This is a genomic window from Exiguobacterium sp. s193 (assembly GCF_018618755.1).
Lineage (GTDB): Bacteria > Bacillota > Bacilli > Exiguobacteriales > Exiguobacteriaceae > Exiguobacterium_A.
Genome location: NZ_JACSMR010000001.1, coordinates 336,273 through 357,499 on the forward strand (window position 1 = coordinate 336,273; position 21,227 = coordinate 357,499).

At 46.3% G+C, this 21,227-nt stretch carries 17 protein-coding genes and 1 other annotated feature; of the genes, 9 read left to right on the forward strand and 8 right to left on the reverse strand.

The genetic code is table 11. The features are described 5' to 3' along the window. Positions 1–276 precede the first annotated feature (276 nt). From KNQ04_RS01620 to tpx, 3 genes are all read right to left on the reverse strand, one after another. Positions 277–1,488 carry an acetate kinase gene (locus KNQ04_RS01620; protein WP_214846866.1) on the reverse strand — a complete coding sequence of 404 codons (1,212 nt, stop codon included), beginning with the start codon at positions 1,486–1,488 and terminating at the stop codon, positions 277–279. Between the two features lie 121 nt (positions 1,489–1,609). After that, positions 1,610–2,518, reverse strand: coding sequence for a class I SAM-dependent methyltransferase (locus tag KNQ04_RS01625; RefSeq protein ID WP_214846868.1), 909 nt, complete (start codon positions 2,516–2,518; stop codon positions 1,610–1,612). Between the two features lie 103 nt (positions 2,519–2,621). Then, the gene (tpx, locus tag KNQ04_RS01630; protein ID WP_214846870.1) at positions 2,622–3,113 is read right to left on the reverse strand and encodes a thiol peroxidase; all 492 of its coding nucleotides are present in this window, start codon (positions 3,111–3,113) and stop codon (positions 2,622–2,624) included. 172 nt (positions 3,114–3,285) lie between these two features. Here tpx and KNQ04_RS01635 point away from each other — a divergent pair, with 172 nt between their 5' ends. Then, on the forward strand, positions 3,286–4,101 hold the full coding sequence (locus tag KNQ04_RS01635; protein WP_214846872.1) for an NAD kinase: 816 nt from the start codon (positions 3,286–3,288) through the stop codon (positions 4,099–4,101). A gap of 584 nt (positions 4,102–4,685) precedes the next feature. On the opposite strand, the gene KNQ04_RS01640 is transcribed toward KNQ04_RS01635, so the two are convergent. Together KNQ04_RS01640 and ezrA are read right to left on the reverse strand one after the other, a co-directional pair. Next, the gene (locus KNQ04_RS01640; RefSeq protein ID WP_214846874.1) at positions 4,686–6,251 is read right to left on the reverse strand and encodes an amidohydrolase; all 1,566 of its coding nucleotides are present in this window, start codon (positions 6,249–6,251) and stop codon (positions 4,686–4,688) included. Positions 6,252–6,318: 67 nt separating this feature from the next. Continuing rightward, a complete protein-coding gene (gene ezrA / locus KNQ04_RS01645) occupies positions 6,319–8,025 on the reverse strand; it encodes a septation ring formation regulator EzrA (RefSeq protein ID WP_214846876.1) in 1,707 nt (568 codons plus the stop codon). Between the two features lie 221 nt (positions 8,026–8,246). On the opposite strand from ezrA, the gene KNQ04_RS01650 reads away from it, so the two are divergent. The 3 genes from KNQ04_RS01650 to KNQ04_RS01660 all read left to right on the forward strand — a co-directional run bounded on the left by KNQ04_RS01650 (position 8,247) and on the right by KNQ04_RS01660 (position 10,228). Continuing rightward, entirely contained in the window at positions 8,247–8,732 is a 486-nt protein-coding gene (locus tag KNQ04_RS01650; RefSeq protein WP_214846877.1) for a GAF domain-containing protein, read from the forward strand. Positions 8,733–8,957: 225 nt separating this feature from the next. Further along, a complete protein-coding gene (gene rpsD, locus KNQ04_RS01655) occupies positions 8,958–9,557 on the forward strand; it encodes a 30S ribosomal protein S4 (protein ID WP_214846878.1) in 600 nt (199 codons plus the stop codon). Positions 9,558–9,700: 143 nt separating this feature from the next. Then, positions 9,701–10,228 (forward strand): biotin transporter BioY, encoded by a 528-nt coding sequence (locus KNQ04_RS01660; RefSeq protein ID WP_214846879.1) that lies wholly within the window; start codon positions 9,701–9,703, stop codon positions 10,226–10,228. Between the two features lie 52 nt (positions 10,229–10,280). Here the strand turns inward: KNQ04_RS01660 and tyrS are convergent, their stop codons facing one another. Next, positions 10,281–11,528 carry a tyrosine--tRNA ligase gene (tyrS, locus tag KNQ04_RS01665; protein ID WP_214846880.1) on the reverse strand — a complete coding sequence of 416 codons (1,248 nt, stop codon included), beginning with the start codon at positions 11,526–11,528 and terminating at the stop codon, positions 10,281–10,283. Positions 11,529–11,578: 50 nt separating this feature from the next. Next, positions 11,579–11,780, reverse strand: a binding site (T-box leader). A 150-nt stretch (positions 11,781–11,930) separates the two neighbouring features. Between tyrS and KNQ04_RS01670 the strand changes: the two genes are divergently transcribed. After that, positions 11,931–14,474, forward strand: a complete 2,544-nt coding sequence (locus KNQ04_RS01670) for a transglycosylase domain-containing protein (protein ID WP_214846881.1) — start codon at positions 11,931–11,933, stop codon at positions 14,472–14,474. 443 nt (positions 14,475–14,917) lie between these two features. Here KNQ04_RS01670 and acsA read toward each other — a convergent pair whose 3' ends face one another. Further along, on the reverse strand, positions 14,918–16,621 hold the full coding sequence (gene acsA, locus KNQ04_RS01675) for an acetate--CoA ligase (protein WP_214846882.1): 1,704 nt from the start codon (positions 16,619–16,621) through the stop codon (positions 14,918–14,920). A gap of 146 nt (positions 16,622–16,767) precedes the next feature. Here acsA and KNQ04_RS01680 point away from each other — a divergent pair, with 146 nt between their 5' ends. From KNQ04_RS01680 to KNQ04_RS01695, 4 genes are all read left to right on the forward strand, one after another. After that, positions 16,768–17,400 carry a GNAT family N-acetyltransferase gene (locus tag KNQ04_RS01680; RefSeq protein WP_214846884.1) on the forward strand — a complete coding sequence of 211 codons (633 nt, stop codon included), beginning with the start codon at positions 16,768–16,770 and terminating at the stop codon, positions 17,398–17,400. Positions 17,401–17,412: 12 nt separating this feature from the next. Next, positions 17,413–18,045 carry an acetoin utilization AcuB family protein gene (locus tag KNQ04_RS01685; protein ID WP_214846886.1) on the forward strand — a complete coding sequence of 211 codons (633 nt, stop codon included), beginning with the start codon at positions 17,413–17,415 and terminating at the stop codon, positions 18,043–18,045. Next, the gene (locus tag KNQ04_RS01690; RefSeq protein WP_214846888.1) at positions 18,042–19,235 is read left to right on the forward strand and encodes an acetoin utilization protein AcuC; all 1,194 of its coding nucleotides are present in this window, start codon (positions 18,042–18,044) and stop codon (positions 19,233–19,235) included. Before KNQ04_RS01685 ends, KNQ04_RS01690 begins: the two co-directional genes overlap by 4 nt. Before the next feature lie 110 nt (positions 19,236–19,345). Beyond that, the gene (locus KNQ04_RS01695; protein WP_214846889.1) at positions 19,346–20,110 is read left to right on the forward strand and encodes a FixH family protein; all 765 of its coding nucleotides are present in this window, start codon (positions 19,346–19,348) and stop codon (positions 20,108–20,110) included. Positions 20,111–20,175: 65 nt separating this feature from the next. Here the strand turns inward: KNQ04_RS01695 and ccpA are convergent, their stop codons facing one another. Then, positions 20,176–21,189 carry a catabolite control protein A gene (gene ccpA, locus KNQ04_RS01700; RefSeq protein WP_214846891.1) on the reverse strand — a complete coding sequence of 338 codons (1,014 nt, stop codon included), beginning with the start codon at positions 21,187–21,189 and terminating at the stop codon, positions 20,176–20,178. Between the last annotated feature and the right edge of the window lie 38 nt (positions 21,190–21,227).

The following is a 21,227-nucleotide window of genomic DNA, read 5'->3' on the forward strand; positions in this document are numbered from 1 at the left end:
GAGACGGATTGCGCTTTAAACCGTCTGCATGCCCGGCTTCCCATCACGGTATTATCTAAAAAGCGTCACGTTTCGTTGACTCCTACGGGAAAAAGTGCGTTTTTAACGCGACTTGCCAGAGGCAGGCAAGACCCTGCTCGTTGTCCGTGAGGACCAAGGAGCAACGGCTTGCGCCTCGCCCGAGGAAAGCAACGAATAAAGACGCTTGATCTCCCGATAACACGTTGCCTTCAGTCTGAGACCGGACGTTATGTCTGGCCTTCTGCATGTTATTCCTTACGCATTTTGTTCAATCAATCCACCGATACGAACTGTATCACGTGCGATCATCAATTCTTCATTCGTTGGAATGATGATGACTTTGACTGGTGAATGTGGGTAGTTGATGAAGAGTTCTTCTCCACGCGCCCCGTTGTTAAGCGATGGATCCCAGTAAACGCCCATGAACTCGAGTCCACGGAGAACACGCTCACGAATCGAATCAGAGTTTTCACCGACACCCGCCGTGAAGATGATGGCATCGACGCCGTTCATCTCTGCCGCATATTGTCCGATGTAACCATGAATCCGGTTCGCGAAAATACGAAGTGCCATTTCAGAACGGTGGTTTCCTTCCGTTGCCGCTGACTCAACGTCACGCAAGTCACTTGAGAGACCAGATAATCCGTAGATTCCTGATTCTTTGTTCATGACATTCAAGACATCTTCTGCTGACTTCCCTGTTTTCTCCATCAAGAACGGAATCAAGGCTGGGTCAAGCGAACCAGAACGTGTTCCCATCGTAATCCCCTCAAGTGGTGTGAAGCCCATTGTCGTATCGAGTGACTCCCCGCCAGCAACTGCTGCGATCGACGCCCCACTACCGAGGTGACAAGAAATTAAACGAAGGTCTTTAAGCGGACGTCCGAGCAATTCAGATGCACGTTCCGTAACATATTTGTGGCTCGTGCCGTGGAAGCCATATTTCCGAATGCCGTATTCCGTATAGTATTCGTACGGAAGGCTATAAAGGAAGTTTTCTTCTGGCATCGTTTGGTGGAAGGCCGTATCAAAGACAGCAACTTGCTCTACTTCCGGTAAAATCGCTTGGAATGCACGAATCCCAATCAAGTTCGGTGGGATGTGAAGTGGACCGAGCTCTGTATATGAATCGATATCTTTAATGACATCTTCCGTAATTACGACAGAGTCTGCATACTTTTCTTTACCATGAAGGACACGGTGTCCAACACCTTTGATTTCATCGTAAGACGAGATGATGCCAAACTCCATCAATTTTTCAAGCGAGAGTTCAACTGCTTCTTTATGTGTTGCAAGCGGAAGGACGTCTGTATACTTTTGTCCTTCACCATATTTAATCGTAAAGATTGCATCGTCTTTACCGACACGTTCTACTAAACCAATTGCTACTAACGCTTCACTCGGCATCTCAAGTAGTTGGAACTTAAGCGACGAACTACCAGCATTTACCGCCATAATCTTTGCCATGATTTATTTCCCCTTTTCCATTCGAAATCAGTAGACATTCACATCTGTGTGGGTGTTCTATTTTTTCTGTCTTACACTAGGATAGTCAAATTAACAGTAGAATTCAATTACTTTTCACTTTTCATTTTAATTCTGTATTAATCCATTCATCAATCTGTTTCACCATTCCACCAAAAGCACGTGCATCTGTGAATGATGGTAGTTCTGCCAGCAATGCTTGTTTAGGCATCGTCATTCCTGCCAGGTGATTGCGGACGATTAAATAACTTTTGGCTGCTTGTTCTTGCTTGAACATCGTCAATGGTAACTGTAAAATGCCGACGACATGCGCTTTCGTCTCAAAATACTGTTTCAGCTTGCCTTCCGTATCGTGCTCGAACAATCCGTTCGGAATGACGAACACACCAAACCCACCTGGCTTGACGTAATTCATTGCCTGTTCAATCAACAAGAAATGACTGTAGCTCATTCCTTCTTCGCGCTTCAACAAATAGTCTTTTGATACTTCTTCGTCTGGGTAATAACCGATTGGTAAGTCTGCCATCGCAAGATCGACCGGATCTAACAGTAAAGGACGCAACGCATCTTGATGTGCATAGTTGATTGGATAGTCAAGCAACTCGGTAATCGCAGCCGATAAACGAATGAGTGTTTCATCGACTTCAACCGCTTCTCCTGCCGTACCGGTCGGAAGTTGACTCATGACGGCATGAAGCATTCCACCCGTCCCACTCCCTAAATCAAGTAATCGTACATCGTCCTTCTTGATTAGTTTCCCGATTAAATAACCTGCAAACAATGCAACACTGTCCGGTGTCGGTAAATGGTTCGGTTGCGCTTGCTTCATGCCTTCAAGGACAGCGAGTGAAACCGCTTTTCGCACGACTTCTTTATCCACGTTTTCGGTATGGCGGTCATTTAAACGATCGATGACTTCTACTAATGCTTCTAGGTAAGGCATGTCGAGATCACGTTCTAATTTTCGTGTCTGCTGTGTCAGTTCCTTGTATAACTTCTCTAATGGCTCCATCGTCAGTTCATCCTTTCAAAACGAAACGGCCCCCCATGTTCCTTGGGAGCCGTTTTTCTCATTACGTCTATTGTATCTGTTTTACGCCGTTTGTAAACTATTCTTACTTCGCAGCTTTTGCAGCAGCGATCGCCGAATCAAAGTTCACTTCATCTGTCGATTCAGGCATGTATTCGACGTAGACGACTTGATTCGCTGAATCGATGACGAAGACGGAACGGGCAAGCAAACGAAGTTCTTCGATTGCAACACCGTAGTTATGACCAAACGAGAGGTCACGGTGATCTGATAATGTTACGACATTATCAAGCCCGCTCGCTGCGCACCAGCGGCGTTGGGCGAACGGAAGGTCATTCGAGATTGTCAAGACCGTCACACCGTCGATTTGTGCTGCTTCTTCATTGAACTTACGTGTTTGAGCGTCACAGACACCTGTATCGATTGAAGGTACGACACTGATGATCCGAATCCCTTCGTATGTATCGCGCGAAACCGTTGACAGGTCGTTAGCGAGCACCTCGAAATTTGGTGCCTCTTGCCCGACTTCGACTTGTGTTCCAAGCAATGTGATGTTATTTCCTTTGAACGTTGCCATTGTGTATTCCCCATTTCCCCATATCTTTTCAATTACATTTCCAATCTTACTATAGAAATGTTCCCTCTATAACGCAAGCTTTCTGACTGAATTCCCAGCTATCAGTTCCCGCTTTCTTGAAAAACAGGTATAATGAAACAGTACATGAAACGCTTTCAAGGGGGAATTGACCATGGCTCGAAACAATGTCTACCTGTATTACCGAAATAAACAAAGACACGAGACGCAGGTACGAAAACTGATTGAAGTCGGAAAACGCTACGGACTGAACGTCGTCCAAGATCACAAACAAGCAAATATCATCGTTTCAATTGGTGGCGATGGGGCATTTCTTCAAGCGGCCCGCTTCACGGGATTCCGTGACGACGCTATCTACGTTGGGTTCGCAGAAGGTCCGAATTCATTTTACTGTGACTTTGACATCAATGATTTATCATCAGTCGAAGCCATCTTTAAAGAAACGGGCGAACGCGTCTCAACTGGCGAAATCGAAGTCCGACGTTATCCACTGCTTGAAGCATCGATCAATGGTGGTCCCGGCATGCTCTGCCTAAACGAATGTTCCGTCAAGTCGAGTATCATCAAATCACTTGCAATCGAAGTGTACATCGACGGATTCCTATTTGAAACATTCCGTGGCGACGGCATGGTCATTTCGACACCAACCGGTTCGACGGCTTACAACAAATCCTTGTCTGGTGCAATCGTCGATCCATTGATCCACTGCCTACAAGTCAGTGAAATCGCATCGGTCAACAATAACCGTTACCGGACACTCGGTTCAGCCTTCCTCTTGAATCGTGGTCGTAAATTATCACTTCGCATCATCGAAGACGGAAACGATTATCCAATCATCGGGATGGACAATGAAGCATTAAGCTTAAAACGGACGGACTCTGTCGATATTCAACTGTCCGAAAAAGAATTAAAAACCGTTAAATTAACGAACAATACGTTTTGGCATAAAATCCAGCGATCGTTCTTATAAAACAAACAAAACTTCCCTGTCCACCAAGGACGAGGAAGTTTCAGGCTGTAGACAACGTGCCATTGGGAGATCAAGCGTCTTTTTTCGTTGCTTTCCTCAGGCGAGGCGCAAGCCGTTGCTCCTTGATCCTCACGGACAACGAGCAGGGTCTTGCCTACCTCTAAAAGTGCGTTAAAAACGCACTTTTTCCCGCAGGAGTCAACGAAACGTGACGCTTTTTAGGTAACACTATGACGGAAAGCCAGTCATGCAGACGGTTTAGGGCGCAATCCGTCTCGCATCGCTTTTACAGCGAAAAGCAATCGGGCGCGACTCTGCAGCTTTGCTGTAGCGGCGTGACCGATTGCCGCTTTGAAGACAAGGCGAGACAGGGAAGCGCGACCGGATTGTCTCTCGTTATCGCATGTTCACGCTTCATAAGCGTTTGTCTACACGCTGAAACTTCCCTGTCCACCAAGGACAAGGAAGTTTTTTTATACCTTAAGAAACTAGAAAAATGGAAACACCCTTCCCAAAAGGTGGTGATAGTCCGACTTATGCGTCCTCTTTTCTTGAAGATTCACGGAACGAACAACCGCAACCGCTTAATTCATTACCACAGATGTTTCCTGACGATAGACCGTTTTTCCTTGTTGAACCGTTTCGACTAATCGATTCGTCAGAATCCGTTCATCTTCCAGGCGATAAAAATCTTCTTCGAAGATGACGAAATCGGCATCATACCCAGGTAGTAACATCCCTTTTCGACCGTGCGTCTCCGTTGCGATATGCGGATTTTTCGTAAAGAGCAACAACGCTTCGTACATCGAAAGAACCTCGTTTGATTTATCGATTTTCCCTGCTCTTCCAACGGTCGCCGCATACAGTGCACGCCGGACGTCCGGATTTGAAATCGGGGCGTCCGATCCACCGCATAACAAGGCACCTGTGTCAGCAAGCGACTTCAAGCGATAAGCGGAGTCCAAACGATTTAACCCAAGACGTTCTTCCGCGAAATCCGCATCGTCAAGCAAAAAGACGGGTTGCACATCAATCAAGACCGGTAGTTTTCGAATCCGTGCCAACACTTCCCGTTGGACGACCGTCGCATGAATGATTCGGTCACGTGTCCCTTTCGGAGCAGGATACTTTTCAAGCACCGTGACGAATCGTTCAATCGCTAAGTCACCGATGACGTGTGCCGCGACCGTAAAACCGTAACTCCGCGCGCGCTTGACGAGTTGCTCGAGCTGTTCTTGCGAATGGACTTCAATCCCGCGTGTCGTCGCATCATCCGAATACCCGCGATTCAGTAACGCTGTTCTTCCACCAAGCGCCCCATCGACGAATAGTTTCATCGCGCCGACCGATAATGTCGATGGTAAGACTGGATTCGCTTGAATAAACTCATCAAGGACAAGGTGATGGACGAGGAGATGGGCATGGAACCCCGTTTCTTCCGTCACTTCTTTATACGCTGATAACACTTCATTCAACTCACCATGATAGGATAAGTCTTCGGTATGAGCGGCTACGATTCCGTGGCGGTGTAAATCTTTAATCGCGGCGCGTAACGACGATTTATTTCGCTCAGCCGAGCCCGCTTGTAACGCATAGAGTGGTTCCATTGCTGCATCATAAAGAAAACCATCTGCTTCACCGGAATCCAGTAATCCGATTTTTCCACCGTCGACGACAGTGGATGCTTTGTATCCTAATTGTTCAAACAAAACATCATTGACGAGTACCGTATGTCGGTCCGTTCGTTTCAACAAAGCCGGTTCTGTCGGGAATAGCTGATTCAGCCATGCTTTCGTTGGTGCACGATCGAGTTTCGTTTCATCATATCCTTCAGCCACGTGAATTCCATTAATCGCTTCCGCCTTCAGGAAGGCTTGTCCGAGTTCTTCTAACGTCATGTAGCGTGAAGCATCGACACGTCCGATTGCTTCACCGTATCCGATCAGGTGGATGTGGGCATCTGTAAATGCCGGATACACCGTTTTTCCGTTCAGATTCTCAATCGTCTCGATGCGTTTTCCGAACCGGCGACGCACTTTTCCTTCGTCCCCCATCCCGACAATCCGCCCCCCCTCGACGAACATCGCCGGATGGACGTCATGTTCATGCGCCATCGTCCGAATGATTCCGTTTACATACAGTGTTCCCATCTCAATCGCTCCCTTTTTTTACGAAAATAGGGTGACCGTGGTGGCCACCCTGAATTGTCAGTGATGATTACATGTGGATGGTTTCTTGCTTCACACATGTCTTTTTAATCCGTTCAATCGACTCTGGGTCAAACTGGTCGAGGACACGTTCAGCGAGTAAAATCGCACGTTCGTAATCTCCAGCAAGGAACTTCGTCTCCGCAATCGTCAACGACATATGTATTTCGTTATCGTGGCGACGGAATCGATTCGCATACTGGACGAGTCGCTCTGCATATGTGACTTCGAACACTAATGTATCTAACCGTTCTTGGAGTTGTTTAAACGTCATCTTGACATCTTCGCTTTGCGAAACGATATAACCGACGTTGAATGGGACTTCTTCAAACCGTGCTTCTAGCGTCTGTATCGAACGACTCGCCGTTTGAATCGTCTCTTCGATTTCTTGAGGGATTTTCGGTAATCCAAGACGTTTCAAGCGTAAGCGCGCATTCGATAACGTTTTCCGCCATTCTGTAATCCGTTCCCGGACTTCGATTTCTTCTTTACGCAATGCTTGCAGTTCGACACTGAACCGTTCATATTGAATCGTCAATTGTTCTTCAAGCCGAATCGCGTCGCGCATCTGATCTTCTAGCATGCTAAACGGAATGATTCGACTAGCGATCGATTCGTCTAAATCCTTCGCTGCCCCAAATAACATCTCTTCATCCCGTTGAATCGACTCATAATGTTCTCCTAAGTCCGCCGAAATTTCATATTGCTCACGCAGTGCACTGAATTCTTGCGCCAATTGATGGACTTTTTCACGCATCCGCAGCGCCTTTTGTTTTAAGGTCTGATTTTCCTTCTTCACATGATGACGCGCATCGACTTCACGGCGGAACGTGTCATACATTTGGTCAACATCTGCAGAAAGTTGTTGGACTTGTTCTTCTAAGTCGTCCATCTCTAAAAACTCTAGTTTTTTCGCTAAACTGAGACGTTGCTCCTCAAATCGTTTAATATCAGCTTGCATTCCGAGTGGTTCAAGTGGATACCCATCTAGCGTCATCTCATTATACCCAGCACTCAACTGATCGATGCGTTGACGAAGTTCATGTGCAAGTACTTTCCAATGATTCGGAATCACTTCGACTAACTGGCGTGTCAGCGCGACTTCTTCTTCTAGTCGTAAGCTCGTCTCATATGCTTTCGTCACTTCACCCGCTTCTTCGAAAGCGGACATTTCCGTCCGTAACTGATCGATGTCTTCACTACGTTCTTCTAGTTTCGCTAATGCCGGTCCAAACGACGTCGCTTGCAGGAGCAACGATTTACGGACTTGCCCCGAATCTGTTTCCCCTTGTGCTTTTAACGAGGTCAGTGCCGATTGATTGTTTTTAAAGGTCTCCATCTCACCTAACATACCGTCAATCAATCCTTCAAGCTCTTCAATCAATTGCTCCGTCACTTCTAAATCATTTTTGACAGCAATGAAACGATACTTATCAAGCCCTTCTTCTGCCCGGTACAGCGTCTCATCGATTTGCGCGACGTGGACTGTCAACAATTCCTCCCACGCTTGATGCCAGGAAGTGAATTTCGTCTCCGTCTCACCCGCCATCGGGAGCTGCTTTAATTCTTGTAGCTCCTTCGGAATCGATGCGCTAATGATTCCTTGTTTGCGCATATCTAGCTCGTCGATTTTCGTATAATATTTTTTTCGACTAATCATGCTAAATAGCATGACGAGTAATACGATGACGATGACACCAATCACCCATGCCCACATTTGTCACGACCTCCACCCTATCAAGCGATTCCATTTTTCAACAATTTCGCTTTTTATCTTATCCTTATAATAGTATAGCGCAACCGTTTTGCATAGATTTACTAAGGCTTTTCCTGATTTCTTCCACAGATCAAGGTGTCTCGTCAAGAAATCAATTGTTTGTCAGCACCTTTCACACTCGGGTAAGATAGATTAAATATGATTTTTTAGGAGGAACCAAGATGTTTGAGACAACGACATATGATGGAGACCGGACGAAACAATACGACATGCTGAATAAGCAACTGGATGCATTACTGACGGGAGAAGCGAATCAAATTGCCAATCTTTCAAATGCGAGTGCGTTACTTGGTCAATTTCTCGACCGGACGAACTGGGTCGGATTTTATCTAATGGACCAAGAAAACAACGAATTGGTGCTTGGCCCGTTCCAAGGCTTGCCTGCCTGTGTCCGGATTCCGCTCGGACGAGGAGTTTGCGGAACAGCAGCTCAAGATCAAACGACTCAGCTCGTCATGGATGTTCATGCTTTCCCAGGCCATATCGCCTGTGACGCGGCAACGAATTCAGAAATCGTCATTCCATTAATTAAAGATGGCAAAACGATTGGCGTCCTTGATATCGATAGTCCGGAACTGAATCGTTTTGACGAAACGGATCAAGTCGGCCTTGAAGCCTTCAGCGAAATTCTTCTTCGTCATATTTGATTGACAGCAGGAATAAGCAGACGTATACTTGTAAAAGTGCAGAAATGATAACGATAGCGGTCAAATCGCTTGCGTATCACATTTCATGACTCGGCTTTGCCGGAGGGGCATCGTGTAACTTTGCTATCAAGCGAGGGTGCCACACCATGAAATGGGCGTAACGTGGGTTTGATGGCGTTATTATTTTTATGCAAATAATAACGAACACTAAGGAGGAGTCTTATTATGGCTCGCTATACAGGTCCAGCTTGGAAACTTTCACGTCGTCTCGGTATCTCTCTTACTGAAACAGGAAAAGAAATCGCAAAACGTCCGTACGCTCCAGGACAACACGGTAACAGCCGTCGCAAAATGTCTGAGTACGGTCTTCAACTTCAAGCGAAGCAAACGCTTCGTCACATGTACGGAGTAAACGAACGCCAATTCAACCGTATCTTCAACGATGCTGGCAAAATGCCTGGTATCCACGGTGAGAACTTCATGTTCTTACTTGAAGCACGTCTTGACAACGTCGTTTACCGTATGGGTATGGCTCGTACACGTCGTGCTGCTCGTCAGCTCGTCAACCACGGTCACATCCAAGTTGATGGCGCTCGCGTCGACATCCCGTCGTTCCGCGTGAAACCAGGTCAAACGATCTCAGTTCGCGAAAAATCGAAGAACTTTGTCGTTATCAAAGAAGCACTCGAAGTTGCACCAGCAACTAAAGACTTCGTTATTTTCGATGCTGAGAAGCTCGAAGGAACGTTCGTCCGTCTTCCAGAGCGTTCTGAATTGAACGATCAAATCCAAGAACAACTCGTTGTTGAGTACTACTCACGTTAATCAGTTGTTTCAAGCATCCACTCCGGTGGGTGCTTTTTTTGTGTCCATTATCATGTTTTAAAAATAGTAGTTGCATTACCTCGTTTTTGTGTTAACCTTTTATTTATGTTGGTTAACACAATAGAAAAGAGGCCTTATTCATTATGAAAACAAAAGATCTTACATTTACAGCGCTCGGTGCCGCGATCATCTCGGCGGTCAGTCTACTCCCGCAACTTCAACTTGTCGGACCTGTCCCAATTACACTCCAGATGCTTGCCATCATGACCGTCAGTGCCATCCTCGGTGCGAAGCGTGGCGGTCTAGCCGTCTTGATTTTTTTATTACTTGCCGCTGCCGGTTTACCACTCCTCGGTGGGAAAGGTGGTCTTGCACCATTCGTCGGACCGACCGTAGGCTATTTGATTGCTTTTCCAATCGCCGGCTTTTTCATCGGATATGTCGCTGAACGGACAACTCGCTTCCTCCCGCTGTTTCTTGGGATGATCATTTTCGGGCTTGGACTCGTTTACTTACTCGGAACGTTCGGTTTAATGCTCGTCTTACATTTATCGTTCACGGATTCCCTCGTCATCAATGTTCCGTTCATTATCGGTGATACATTAAAAGCGTTGCTCGCGACGACGATTGCCGTTCGTCTGTTACCACTCCGTCTTTTTAGAACAGCTTAAACAAACAAGAACGCTGACAGGAATCCGTCAGCGTTCTTGTTTGTTATATTACTTACGCATGTTCAAGTACGAAGTATTTCTTTTTCCCACGACGGATGATCGTGAAGTCACCAATCGCATCTTGTTTTGTAATTTCCTTCGTCAATTCCTGTTCACGGTCTCCATTGATGTAGATGGCGCCGTTCGTCACGTCTTCTCGTGCTTGACGCTTCGAAGGACTGATTTTCGCTTCGACGAGCACGTCGACGAGGTTCGTTGCTTCACCAAGCGTAAAGCGTGGCATCCCTTTGAACGCATCCGCGATATCAGCCGCCTGCAATGTTTTGACGTCACCACTGAAGAGTGCTTTCGTAATTCGTTCTGCTTGTTCAAGCGCTTCGCTGCCATGGACAAGTTTCGTCATTTCTTCTGCTAGACGACGCTGGGCAATCCGTTTTTCAGGTGCCGATGCCACTTCCGTTTGCAATCCTTCAAGTTCTTCGTGTGTCAAGAATGTAAAGTATTTCAAGAACTTGATGACATCGAGGTCATCGACGTTGAACCAAAATTGGTAAAACTCGTATGGTGTCGTTTTTTCGGCATCGAGCCACACTGCGCCGCCCGCTGTTTTCCCGAATTTTTGCCCGTCTGATTTCGTAACAAGTGGTACAGTGATGCCGAATGCTTTCTCTTCATGACCAACGCGTCGGATCAATTCCATTCCCGCCGTGATGTTACCCCACTGATCACTTCCGCCGACTTGGAGGCGGCATCCTTCGTTTTCGTATAGCTTCAAGAAATCAAATGATTGTAATAACATGTAGGAAAACTCTGTGAAAGAAATTCCGTTTTGAAGGCGTGAATCAACAGAGTCTTTCGCTAACATGTAGCTGATTGGGAAGTGTTTTCCGATATCGCGTAAGAAATCGATGATCGTTAAATCTTTTGTCCAATCCAGGTTGTTCGCAATCGTCACCGGGTTTTCACCATCCAACGGTAAAAAGCGTGACAATTGTCCTTTGATGCGGTTCGCAAATTCTTCGACGATATCCGACGTGTTGAGTGAACGTTCTGTCGAACGCCCACTCGGATCTCCAATCATCCCGGTTGCGCCACCGACGAGACCGACGACATGGTGTCCTGCTTCTTGGAAGCGACGTAGAACGAGAATTGGTAACAGGTGTCCGATATGCAATGAATCTGCTGTCGGGTCGAATCCTGTGTACAGCGTTGTCGGACTTGCTAGGAGTTCTTTAATTCCTTCTTCATCTGTCATTTGGCTGATTAAGCCACGAAACTCTAAATCTTCAAGTAACGTCATCTGTTTTCCCCCTAAAAAAATTGTATAAAAAAACCGCCCCTTCGACTGAACGAAGGGACGGAATATTCCGTGGTACCACCCTAATTGCATGCAACACATGCCACTTAGATCGTCGATAACGGGACGGTCCGCCTGATTTCTCAAGAAGCTCCTGGAGACGTAATTCATGAACACGCTATGTCCTAGTTCGCAGCACCACTAGGTCTCTGATACAGGGAGCGTCCCATTACTAATTCCAATCACAGCAAAGGTTTTATATATTCTTCATAAGATGTTTCCATGATACGTCGAAGCAGAATCGACTGTCAAGTGTCATCGTATTCTTTCAGTTATGGTATAATACGTCTATCTGTGATTTAATGTTATTTCACACCTAAGTTTAAGATGTAAAGGAGATCATTTATGCGCGAGAACTGGTCCAAGTTTTGGAATCACCCCCGAACGAAAGCCGTTCGGCACTGGTCGAATATCACATATGACGTGTCCTGGAATATCATTTTATTCCTAATCATCGCTGTCCTGCTAGTTGGAAGTTTTTCTGTCGGAGCTGCAGGCGGTTATTTCGCCTCACTCGTTAAAGATACGAAAGCCCCACCGCTTACTGAGATGAAACAGCAAGTCAATAGCTATGCCATCACGAGTGAAATTTACTGGGGAAGCGGCGAAAAGTTGACGAACATTTCAACAGATGAAGAACGTCAACCCGTCAATATTAAAGAAATTTCACCTTATCTGTTAGACGCTGTTCTTTCGACGGAAGATGTCGATTTTTATGAACATGATGGCGTCGTACCGAAAGCAACGCTTCGGGCAGTCCTGCAAGAATTAACGAACTCGTCTTCACGGACGGGTGGTAGTACACTCACACAACAATTGATCAAAAACCAAATTCTAACGAATGAAGTTTCATTTGAACGAAAAGCAAAAGAAATCATTTTAGCACTTCGTCTTGAAAATGCGATGACGAAGGATGAAATTCTACAAGCCTATTTGAATGTCGTCTCATTCGGACGGAACTCACTCGGACGGAACATCGCCGGGATTGAAGCAGCCTCTCGTGGTGTCTTCAATAAATCAGCCAAAAAGCTGACATTGCCGCAAGCTGCCTTCTTAGCAGGGATTCCTAAAAACCCCTACTACTATACGCCGTACCTTCAGGGTGGCGTCGTCAAAAAAGATTTGACTGCAAGCACGAATCGGATGAAAACCGTCCTAAAACGGATGTATGTCGCAAAAAACATTACGAAAAAGCAATATGAGAAAGCAATCAAACACGATATCACAAAAGATTTCGCTAAAAGATCAACTCGGTCACGCGATACGTATCCTTACGTCTATGACCTTGCTGAAAAAGAAGCGTTAAAAATCATGACGAGCTATTTCATGAAAAAAGATGGTGTCAAAGAAGATGAAGTAAAACCGTCTGAACTCGCAGAAGTCAAAGCGAACTACCGCGACCAGGCATTAGTCGCCATGCGCCAAGGCGGATATAAGATTCACCTGACGCTTGATAAGAAAATCCATGAAGCGATGCAAGTACCGGCAAAAAATAATGCCAACTTCCCAGCTTCACCGCAATACAAGCAAGTCGTTAATCCGAAAACGAAAAAAACCGTTTCGAAAAAAGATCCGGAAGAAACGGCTGCTGTCCTGATTCAAAATGAGACAGGTCGTATTTTAGGATTCGTCGGGGGACGTTACACGGATGGAACGGCGGATGATTTCAACCGCGCCTTCCAAGCGAAACGTCAAATCGGGTCAACTGCCAAACCGATTCTTGTCTACTCGAACGGGATTGAAAATGGTTTGATTACACCGGCTTCGACCGTCAATGATGAAAAATATTATTATCAAACGGTTCCGCGTCAACCTGGCGATAACCCGATTAACAACGAAGGTGGTCGTTACCGTGGAAACGTGACAGTCCGTGAAGCGCTTGAGCTTTCATTGAACGTCCCTGCCGTTAAGATTTATGAAAAAATGAACATGTCAAATTCGATTCAAAAGTTAGTCGATATGGGCATTAAAGTTCCGGATAGCATTCGTTATGCACCATCTGCCGCCCTCGGAACGATGGAAATCACACCGGTCGAACTCGCTGGTGCTTACGCGATGCTCGCGAACTACGGTGAATATGTTGAACCGTACATCATCTCGAAGATTACGAAAGATGGAAAAAGCATCTATAAAGCAAAATCGAAGAAAAAGCAGATTTATGAAAAACGAACAGCTTATCTCACACTTGATATGATGCGCGGTGTCTTCGATAACGGGACAGCTCGTTATGCGAACTCATTATTGAAAGTTCCTGGGGACTGGGCTGGTAAAACAGGTACGACAAATGAAATCAAAGACTCGTATCTTGTCGGATCAACGCCAGGAGTCACACTTGCAGTTTGGACCGGTCATGACCAAAACAACTCTTTGATGGGTGCAACGACGTATTACCAGCGCACTCAAAACTTGTGGGCACAAATGGCAAACGCCACATATGCCGCTAACAATAGTTACTTCAAGTCAAGTGCCCGCTTTAGCCAACCTGCTTCAGTAAGCGCAGACGACTTCAAGAACTCAGGTTCATTTAAAGAAGAAGACAAAAAGAAAAAAGAGGCGGAAGCTAAGAAAAAGGCCGCTGAAGAAAAGAAAAAAGAAGCCGAGGCGAAAGCGAAGGAAGCAGAAGCGAAGAAAGCAGATGATGCAAAGGCAAAAGCGGATGCGGATGCTAAAGCTAAGGCTGACGCAAAAGCTAAGGCGGATGCCGATGCTAAAGCCAAGGCTGACGCAAAAGCTAAGGCGGATGCCGATGCCAAAGCAAAAGCTGATGCTAAAGCTAAGGCGGATGCCGATGCTAAAGCCAAGGCTGACGCTAAAGCTAAGGCGGATGCCGATGCTAAAGCAAAAGCGGATGCGGAAAAAAAAGCTAAAGAAGATAAAAAATCAGAATAACGCACTACCTCAAAACGGAGTTCACTTTCTTGTGAACTCCGTTTCAGTGTGTAGACAAACTTTGAACATGCTATACCGAGAGGCAATCCGTTCGCACTTCCCTGTCCCGCCTCGTCTTCAAAGGGACAATCGGTCACGACACTACCTAAAAAGCGTCACGTTTCGTTGACTCCTACGGGAAAAGTGCGTTTTTAACGCACGTTCAGAGGCAGGCAAGACCCTGCTCGTTGTCCGTCAGGATTAAGGAGCAACGGCTTGCGCCTCGCCCGAGGAAAGCAACGAAAACAGACGCTTGATTTCCCAATATCACGTTGTCTATAGGCTGAAGCGGAGTTCACTTTCTTGTGAACTCTGTTTTTTTCAGTTCAATCGGCAACAGGACGAAAAAACAAAAAAAGCCAGCACCGATACACGGTACTGGCTAATGTATTGAAACGATTTGCTTAATCCTCCATCGTCGAAAGATCACCCGTTTCAAGATTTAATTCCCAAGCCTTCAGGACACGGCGCATGATTTTACCACTCCGTGTTTTCGGAAGTTTATCTCGGAAATCAATCTCGCGTGGTGCCGCATGAGCAGCGAGACCTTCTTTGACGAATTTTTGGATTTCTTGCTTCAATTCTTCTGTTGGTTCATATCCGTCACGTAACGAAATGAACGCTTTGATGATTTCACCCCGGACCGGGTCCGGTTTACCGATGACCCCTGCTTCTGCGACTGCCGGATGTTCGACAAGGCGACTTTCGACTTCGAACGGTCCCACGCGCTCGCCTGCCGTCATGATGACATCATCGACACGTCCTTGGAACCAGAAGTACCCTTCATCGTCCATGTATGCAGAGTCGCCCGAGACATACCACCCTTTAAAGAAATACGACTCGTACTTTTGTGGATTGTTCCAAATTTGCCGCATCATTGATGGCCATGGTGTCTTGAGTGCTAAATTCCCCATTCTGAAAGGAGGTAATTCGTTCCCTTGATCGTCGACGATAGCCGCGTGCGTCCCAGGAATCGGTTTCCCCATCGATCCCGGTTTGATATCCATCGATTTGTAATTACAAATCATCATCGCCCCCGTCTCCGTCATCCACCATGTATCGTGGATACGTTGATCGAACGCTTCTTTGCCCCAACGGATGACTTCCGGATTTAACGGTTCCCCAACCGATAACACGTGGCGTAAGCTCGACAAATCATGTTTATCCGCAACTTCCGCACCAGCCCCCATCAACATACGGAACGCAGTCGGCGCGCTGTACCAAACTGTCACTTTATATTTTTCGATGACACTGTACCAAAACTCAGGATTGAATCGACCCCCGACGATGACATTTGTCGCACCATTTAAAAACGGGGCGAAAATACCATAACTCGTCCCCGTCACCCAGCCCGGATCCGCCGTACACCAATAGATATCATCTTCCTGAAGGTCGAGAACCCAGCGTCCTGTCATCATATGCTGAATCATCGCGTTTTGCGCATGTAAGACGCCTTTCGGTTTCCCGGTCGATCCCGACGTATAATGTAAGATGAGTCCATCTTCCCGGTCGAGCCAAACGGGTTCGAACACATCTGACGCTGACTCGAACGCCGCCCGGAAATCAAGTAATTGATTCGTCGTCTCAATCTCTTCATCGACTAAAAAGACCGATTCGAGTGTTGATAACTCTTCAAGCGGAACACGCGGCAATAACGCTTTCGTCGTAATCAACATCTTCGCTTCCGAATCAAGCAACCGGTCGCGGACAGCTTGTTCCATGAAGGCTTCAAATAAAGGACCGACGATTGCCCCAACTTTTAACGCACCGAGCAGAGAAAAATAAAGTTCTGGTGAGCGCGGCATGAAAATGAAGATTCGGTCTCCTGCCTTGATTCCGGCATCTGTCAATACGTTCGCCGCTTTATTCGTCAAGCGTTTCATATCAGCATACGTAAAAACTTGTTCCGTCGTTCCATCAAAATAAATCAATGCTTTTTTATTCGCTCGTTCCCCTTCAGCATGACGGTCAATCGCTTCATAGGCCATGTTGACTTTCCCCGTTGTCGCCCATGAAAAATATTGTTCCGCTTCTTGCCAATCGTACGACTCTGATTCATTATAGTCGGATAACCAATGCTTACCCGGAAGCGCTTTCAAAACTTTCATCTCTCGTTCCTCCCCTTCACTATATTCTCTTCCATTATAAGCTAGTTACAGTGTAGTTCAATCGATTTGCCGCCAATTTGTTAAAAAATGCCTCTCTTTCGACGAGGCGCATCGGCTATAATAATAGGAAAGGTGGTGGCGCTTACATGTTTGAAAAACAATTCAATCATCGTACTCATGAAACATCGCTCGGTCCAGTTGAAATCGAGGGTCCTGTCGCGAGCGACCAGCTTGCTGCGTACACCCTTGATGCTGGTTTGACTGCATTTAGGCAACCGAAAGACCAACATCAGGCACTTCTTGAAATTGCTGATCTAGATGAAGGACGCATCGTCATTGCCAGGCAAGATCAAGAAATCATCGGTTATGTGACATTTCTCTATCCTGACCCTTACGAAACATGGAGCGAAGGAAATAATCCCTATATTTTAGAATTAGGCGCCATCGAGGTATCCGCCCGCTTTCGTGGTCAACAGATTGGAAAAAAGTTACTTGAAGTCTCGATGCTTGATCCTGCCATGGATCATTACTTAATCTTGACGACCGAGTATTACTGGCATTGGGATTTAAAAGGTAGCGGATTATCTGTTTGGGACTATCGAAAAATCATGGAAAAAATGATGAACCACGGAGGGCTTGTCTTTTTCCCGACCGATGATCCTGAAATCGCCTCGCATCCCGCCAATTGTTTGATGGCACGAATCGGTAAACATGTCGCACCAGAAGTCGTCGCTCATTTCGATGCTTTACGGCTCCGTCGTCGCTTCATGTACGATTAAAGGAGGAATAGCATGTTAATCGAACAAATCATGAAGACGAATTGTATCACGATCCAGCCGACCAACTCGATTGCCCACGCCGCTGAATTGATGCAGCGCCATGAAATTCGCCATATTCCAGTAACGAATGCTCGACATGAACTGGTTGGATTGATCGGTTTAAAAGAACTTCAAAGTGCAAGTAGTGTCTTTCACCCGGATACGCTCCAAGTCGACCAACAAAATTCAGTCTCGAGCATCATGCAACGAAATCCGATTACGGCGCATCCACTCGATTTTATTGAAGATGCCGCCATTTTATTTTATGAACACCGCTTGTCTTGCTTACCAATCGTTCGTGGACGACGTCTTGTCGGAGTGATGACAGAAACGGATTTACTCCGGACTTTTGTTCAATTAACGGGAGCGCTCGAACCGAGTTCGCAAATCGAAGTCCGTGTTGAAAACACCGCTGGTACACTCGCAAAAATCGCGAATTTACTCGCTAAAACGAACGTCAATATCTTAAACGTCCTCGTCTATCCAACAGATGACCCATATGTCCGTATCGTCGCCTTTCGTGTCCAGACGATGAATCCGATTCGGATTATCGAAAAATTACGAAAGGAAGGATTCGATGTGCTCGGTCCTGATGTCAGCCGATGAAAGAGTTTGCTTATATCTATAGTCAAGAAGAAGCGAATTATCGTTTTTCGGATTCGCACCCCTTCAATCCAATTCGGCTTGACTTGACCATTTCTTTGCTAGAGGCGATGGGGGCACTTGAGCACGTCGATTGTATCGCACCACGTCTTGCGACAGATGAAGAGTTAGAATTGATTCATGATAAGGACTATATTCAAGCCGTCAAGCTAGCAGGACAAGGAGAGCTCTCACCGATGAAGGCGCAGATGTATGGACTCGGGACAGAGGATACCCCACTATTCAATCAGATGCATACGGGCGCGGCACTGCTCGTCGGCGGGACGATTGAAGCCTGTGAGCTCGTGTTATCCGGACAATACAAGCGGACCTTCCACATCGGTGGCGGACTCCATCATGGTTTCCGTGGCCGGGCATCCGGTTTTTGCATTTATAACGATACCGCTGTCGCGATGGCCGCGATGATTGAAAAATATGATTGCCGTATTCTGTATGTCGATACGGATGCGCACCATGGCGATGGTGTCCAGTGGGCTTTTTACAATCGCTCAGACGTCATGACGTTGTCGCTTCACGAAACGGGACGCTATCTCTTCCCTGGGACCGGTATGGTCACGGAACGCGGTGCTGAAGAAGGCTATGGCTTCAGCTGGAACATTCCGTTCGATGCCTTTACCGAAGATGCCTCGTTTTTACTCGCATATCGAACGGCTCTATTCGAAGCATGCGAACTATTTAAACCCGATTTAATCATTACCCAAAATGGTGCTGATGCGCATGCACTCGATCCACTGACACATCTTTCGCTGACGATGAAAAGTTTTGAAGAAATTCCGCAAATCGCCGTCGAAGCAGCCAATCGTTATACGCAAGGTCGGATCGTCGCCTTAGGCGGGGGCGGTTACGACTGGTACCGTGTCGTCCCTCGTGTTTGGAGTCAAGTATTCGCAGCTTTGACAGACCGCGCACCGTTCAGTGGGGATCTTCCGAAAGAATGGGTGGAACGATGGACAAAACAGAGCACGACCGTCCCGACGACTTGGGCTGATCAATTCCCGTTATACCCGACGATCCCCCGTCGTCCTGAAATCGAAGAAAAGAACTGGGAGACAGTCAAGCGACTCCTTTGGCCGTTTGTTGATGATGCGAAAAAGGAACAGTTATCAGATGTTTCACCCTACTCGATTGATTAAAAAATGTTTTAATCTTTTCACATATACTTCGTTCCGATTTCACAAGTTATTGGTATACTAATTAAGGTTTCGATACTTTATATAGTAAATGAATAATTGGGGGATCCGACATGAAGAAAACAACGTTGGGAATGAGCGTCGCACTGATGGCAACCGGTATTTTTCTAGCAGGCTGTAACAATAGCGATGAAAAAGCGATGGACCATGACGCGATGCAAGGTAGCGGGAAGCCGACCGTCGACGTTAAAGTAGACGTACCTGCGAAGACGATGGACGACGACAAAGTCATCTTCAAGGCAACTGCCGTCGAAGATAAAAAAGCAGTGAACTTAGAAGATGTCACGTTCGAGATTTGGAAAGCCGATGAAAAAGATGCCGCACATAAGAAGATTAAAGCTACATTAAAAAAAACCGGCTCCTATCAAGCAGAAGCAGCACTCACTGAGGGCGAATATGAAGGCCTCTACCATATTAATGATAAAAAAGGTCTGCACCATATGGATAAGATCAACTTTGTCGTCATGAACCATTCGCATGAAGACACATCGCACAGCGATGCGAACCATGAGCATGCGCACGAATCGGCGGAAAATCTCGCCGTTCATTATATGGGTGCAACAAAAGTAACTGCCGGCTCGACGCTTCCCGTCTCCTTTCATATCTTTGAAGATGGAAAAGTCCTAAAGGCAGACGTCCAAGTCGAAGTTATCGAAGAAGGCGTCGAAAAACATGCGTACATCCCGTTGACGCTGAAAGAAGATATGTACGTCGGTCAAGTCAAGTTAGCACATGCGGGTCAAGCAACGGTCCGACTCCATGTCGAGAATGATCAGTTGCACCACCATCAAGATCAACTGATTACCGTCACGAAATAATACACTAAAAACCGCTATTTCTTCCGTAAGAACTCTACTGGAAGGATAGCGGTTTTTTATGCTGATCAAGAAGAACGGGTAGAATCCCGATGCTCAATCCGGTGCGGTAATGTCACATCATTTGTTTCAATTTCTTCTTGGTTTAAGATTTTAGTCAGTAAGCGCATCGAAACTGCCCCGATATCATACATCGGTTGGACGACTGTCGTCAGCTTCGGACGAATCATCGTCGCAAGACGTGTATTATCGTGGCCGATGACTTCGAAGTCTTCAGGAACACGGTGGCCTGCGTCCTGTAAGGCATGGATGACACCGAGGGCCATTTCATCGGTCCCAGCGAAGATCGCACGCGGGCAGTCCTCACCGAGTTCAAGCAGTTGGTTCATTGCCTTCATGCCTGAATCATACGTGTAGTTTCCTAACACGACGTTCTGTTCGTCAAACGGAAGATTCGCTTCTTCGAGCGCATTTCGGTAACCGGCAAATTTCTTTTCACCGTTAATCTGTTGCTCGAGTGGACCCGTAATGAAACCAATCCGTTTATGTCCGTGATCGATCAATGATTTAACGGCATCATATGCCGCACTCTCATAATCGATGTTAACAGCAGGAAGATCATAGTCTTGGTTGAGCGTCGCTGCTAATACGATTGGCACAGGGGATGTCTTGAATTCACGGACTAAATCTTCATGAAGGCGTCCACCCATGAAAATGATGCCATCAACTTGTTTTCCGAGTAACGTATTTAAAAGATGGATTTCTTTTTCACGATTTTGATCGGAGTTACATAAAATGATGTTGTATTTGTACATCGTCGCGACATCTTCAATCCCACGCGCTAAATCGGCAAAGAAAATATTTGAAATATCTGGTACGATGACGCCGACCGTCGTCGTTTTTTTACTTGCGAGTCCACGTGCGACGGCATTCGGGCGATACCCGAGTTGATCGATCGCGTCCTGGACTTTTTTACGTGTCGATGGTTTGACGTTCGGATTTCCGTTGACTACCCGGGAGACAGTCGCCATCGAAACAGCGGCTTCGCGTGCTACGTCATAAATGGTAATATTACTGTTCAAAGCAAATTCCTCCTTATTTTAAACAATCATTTTCGTTT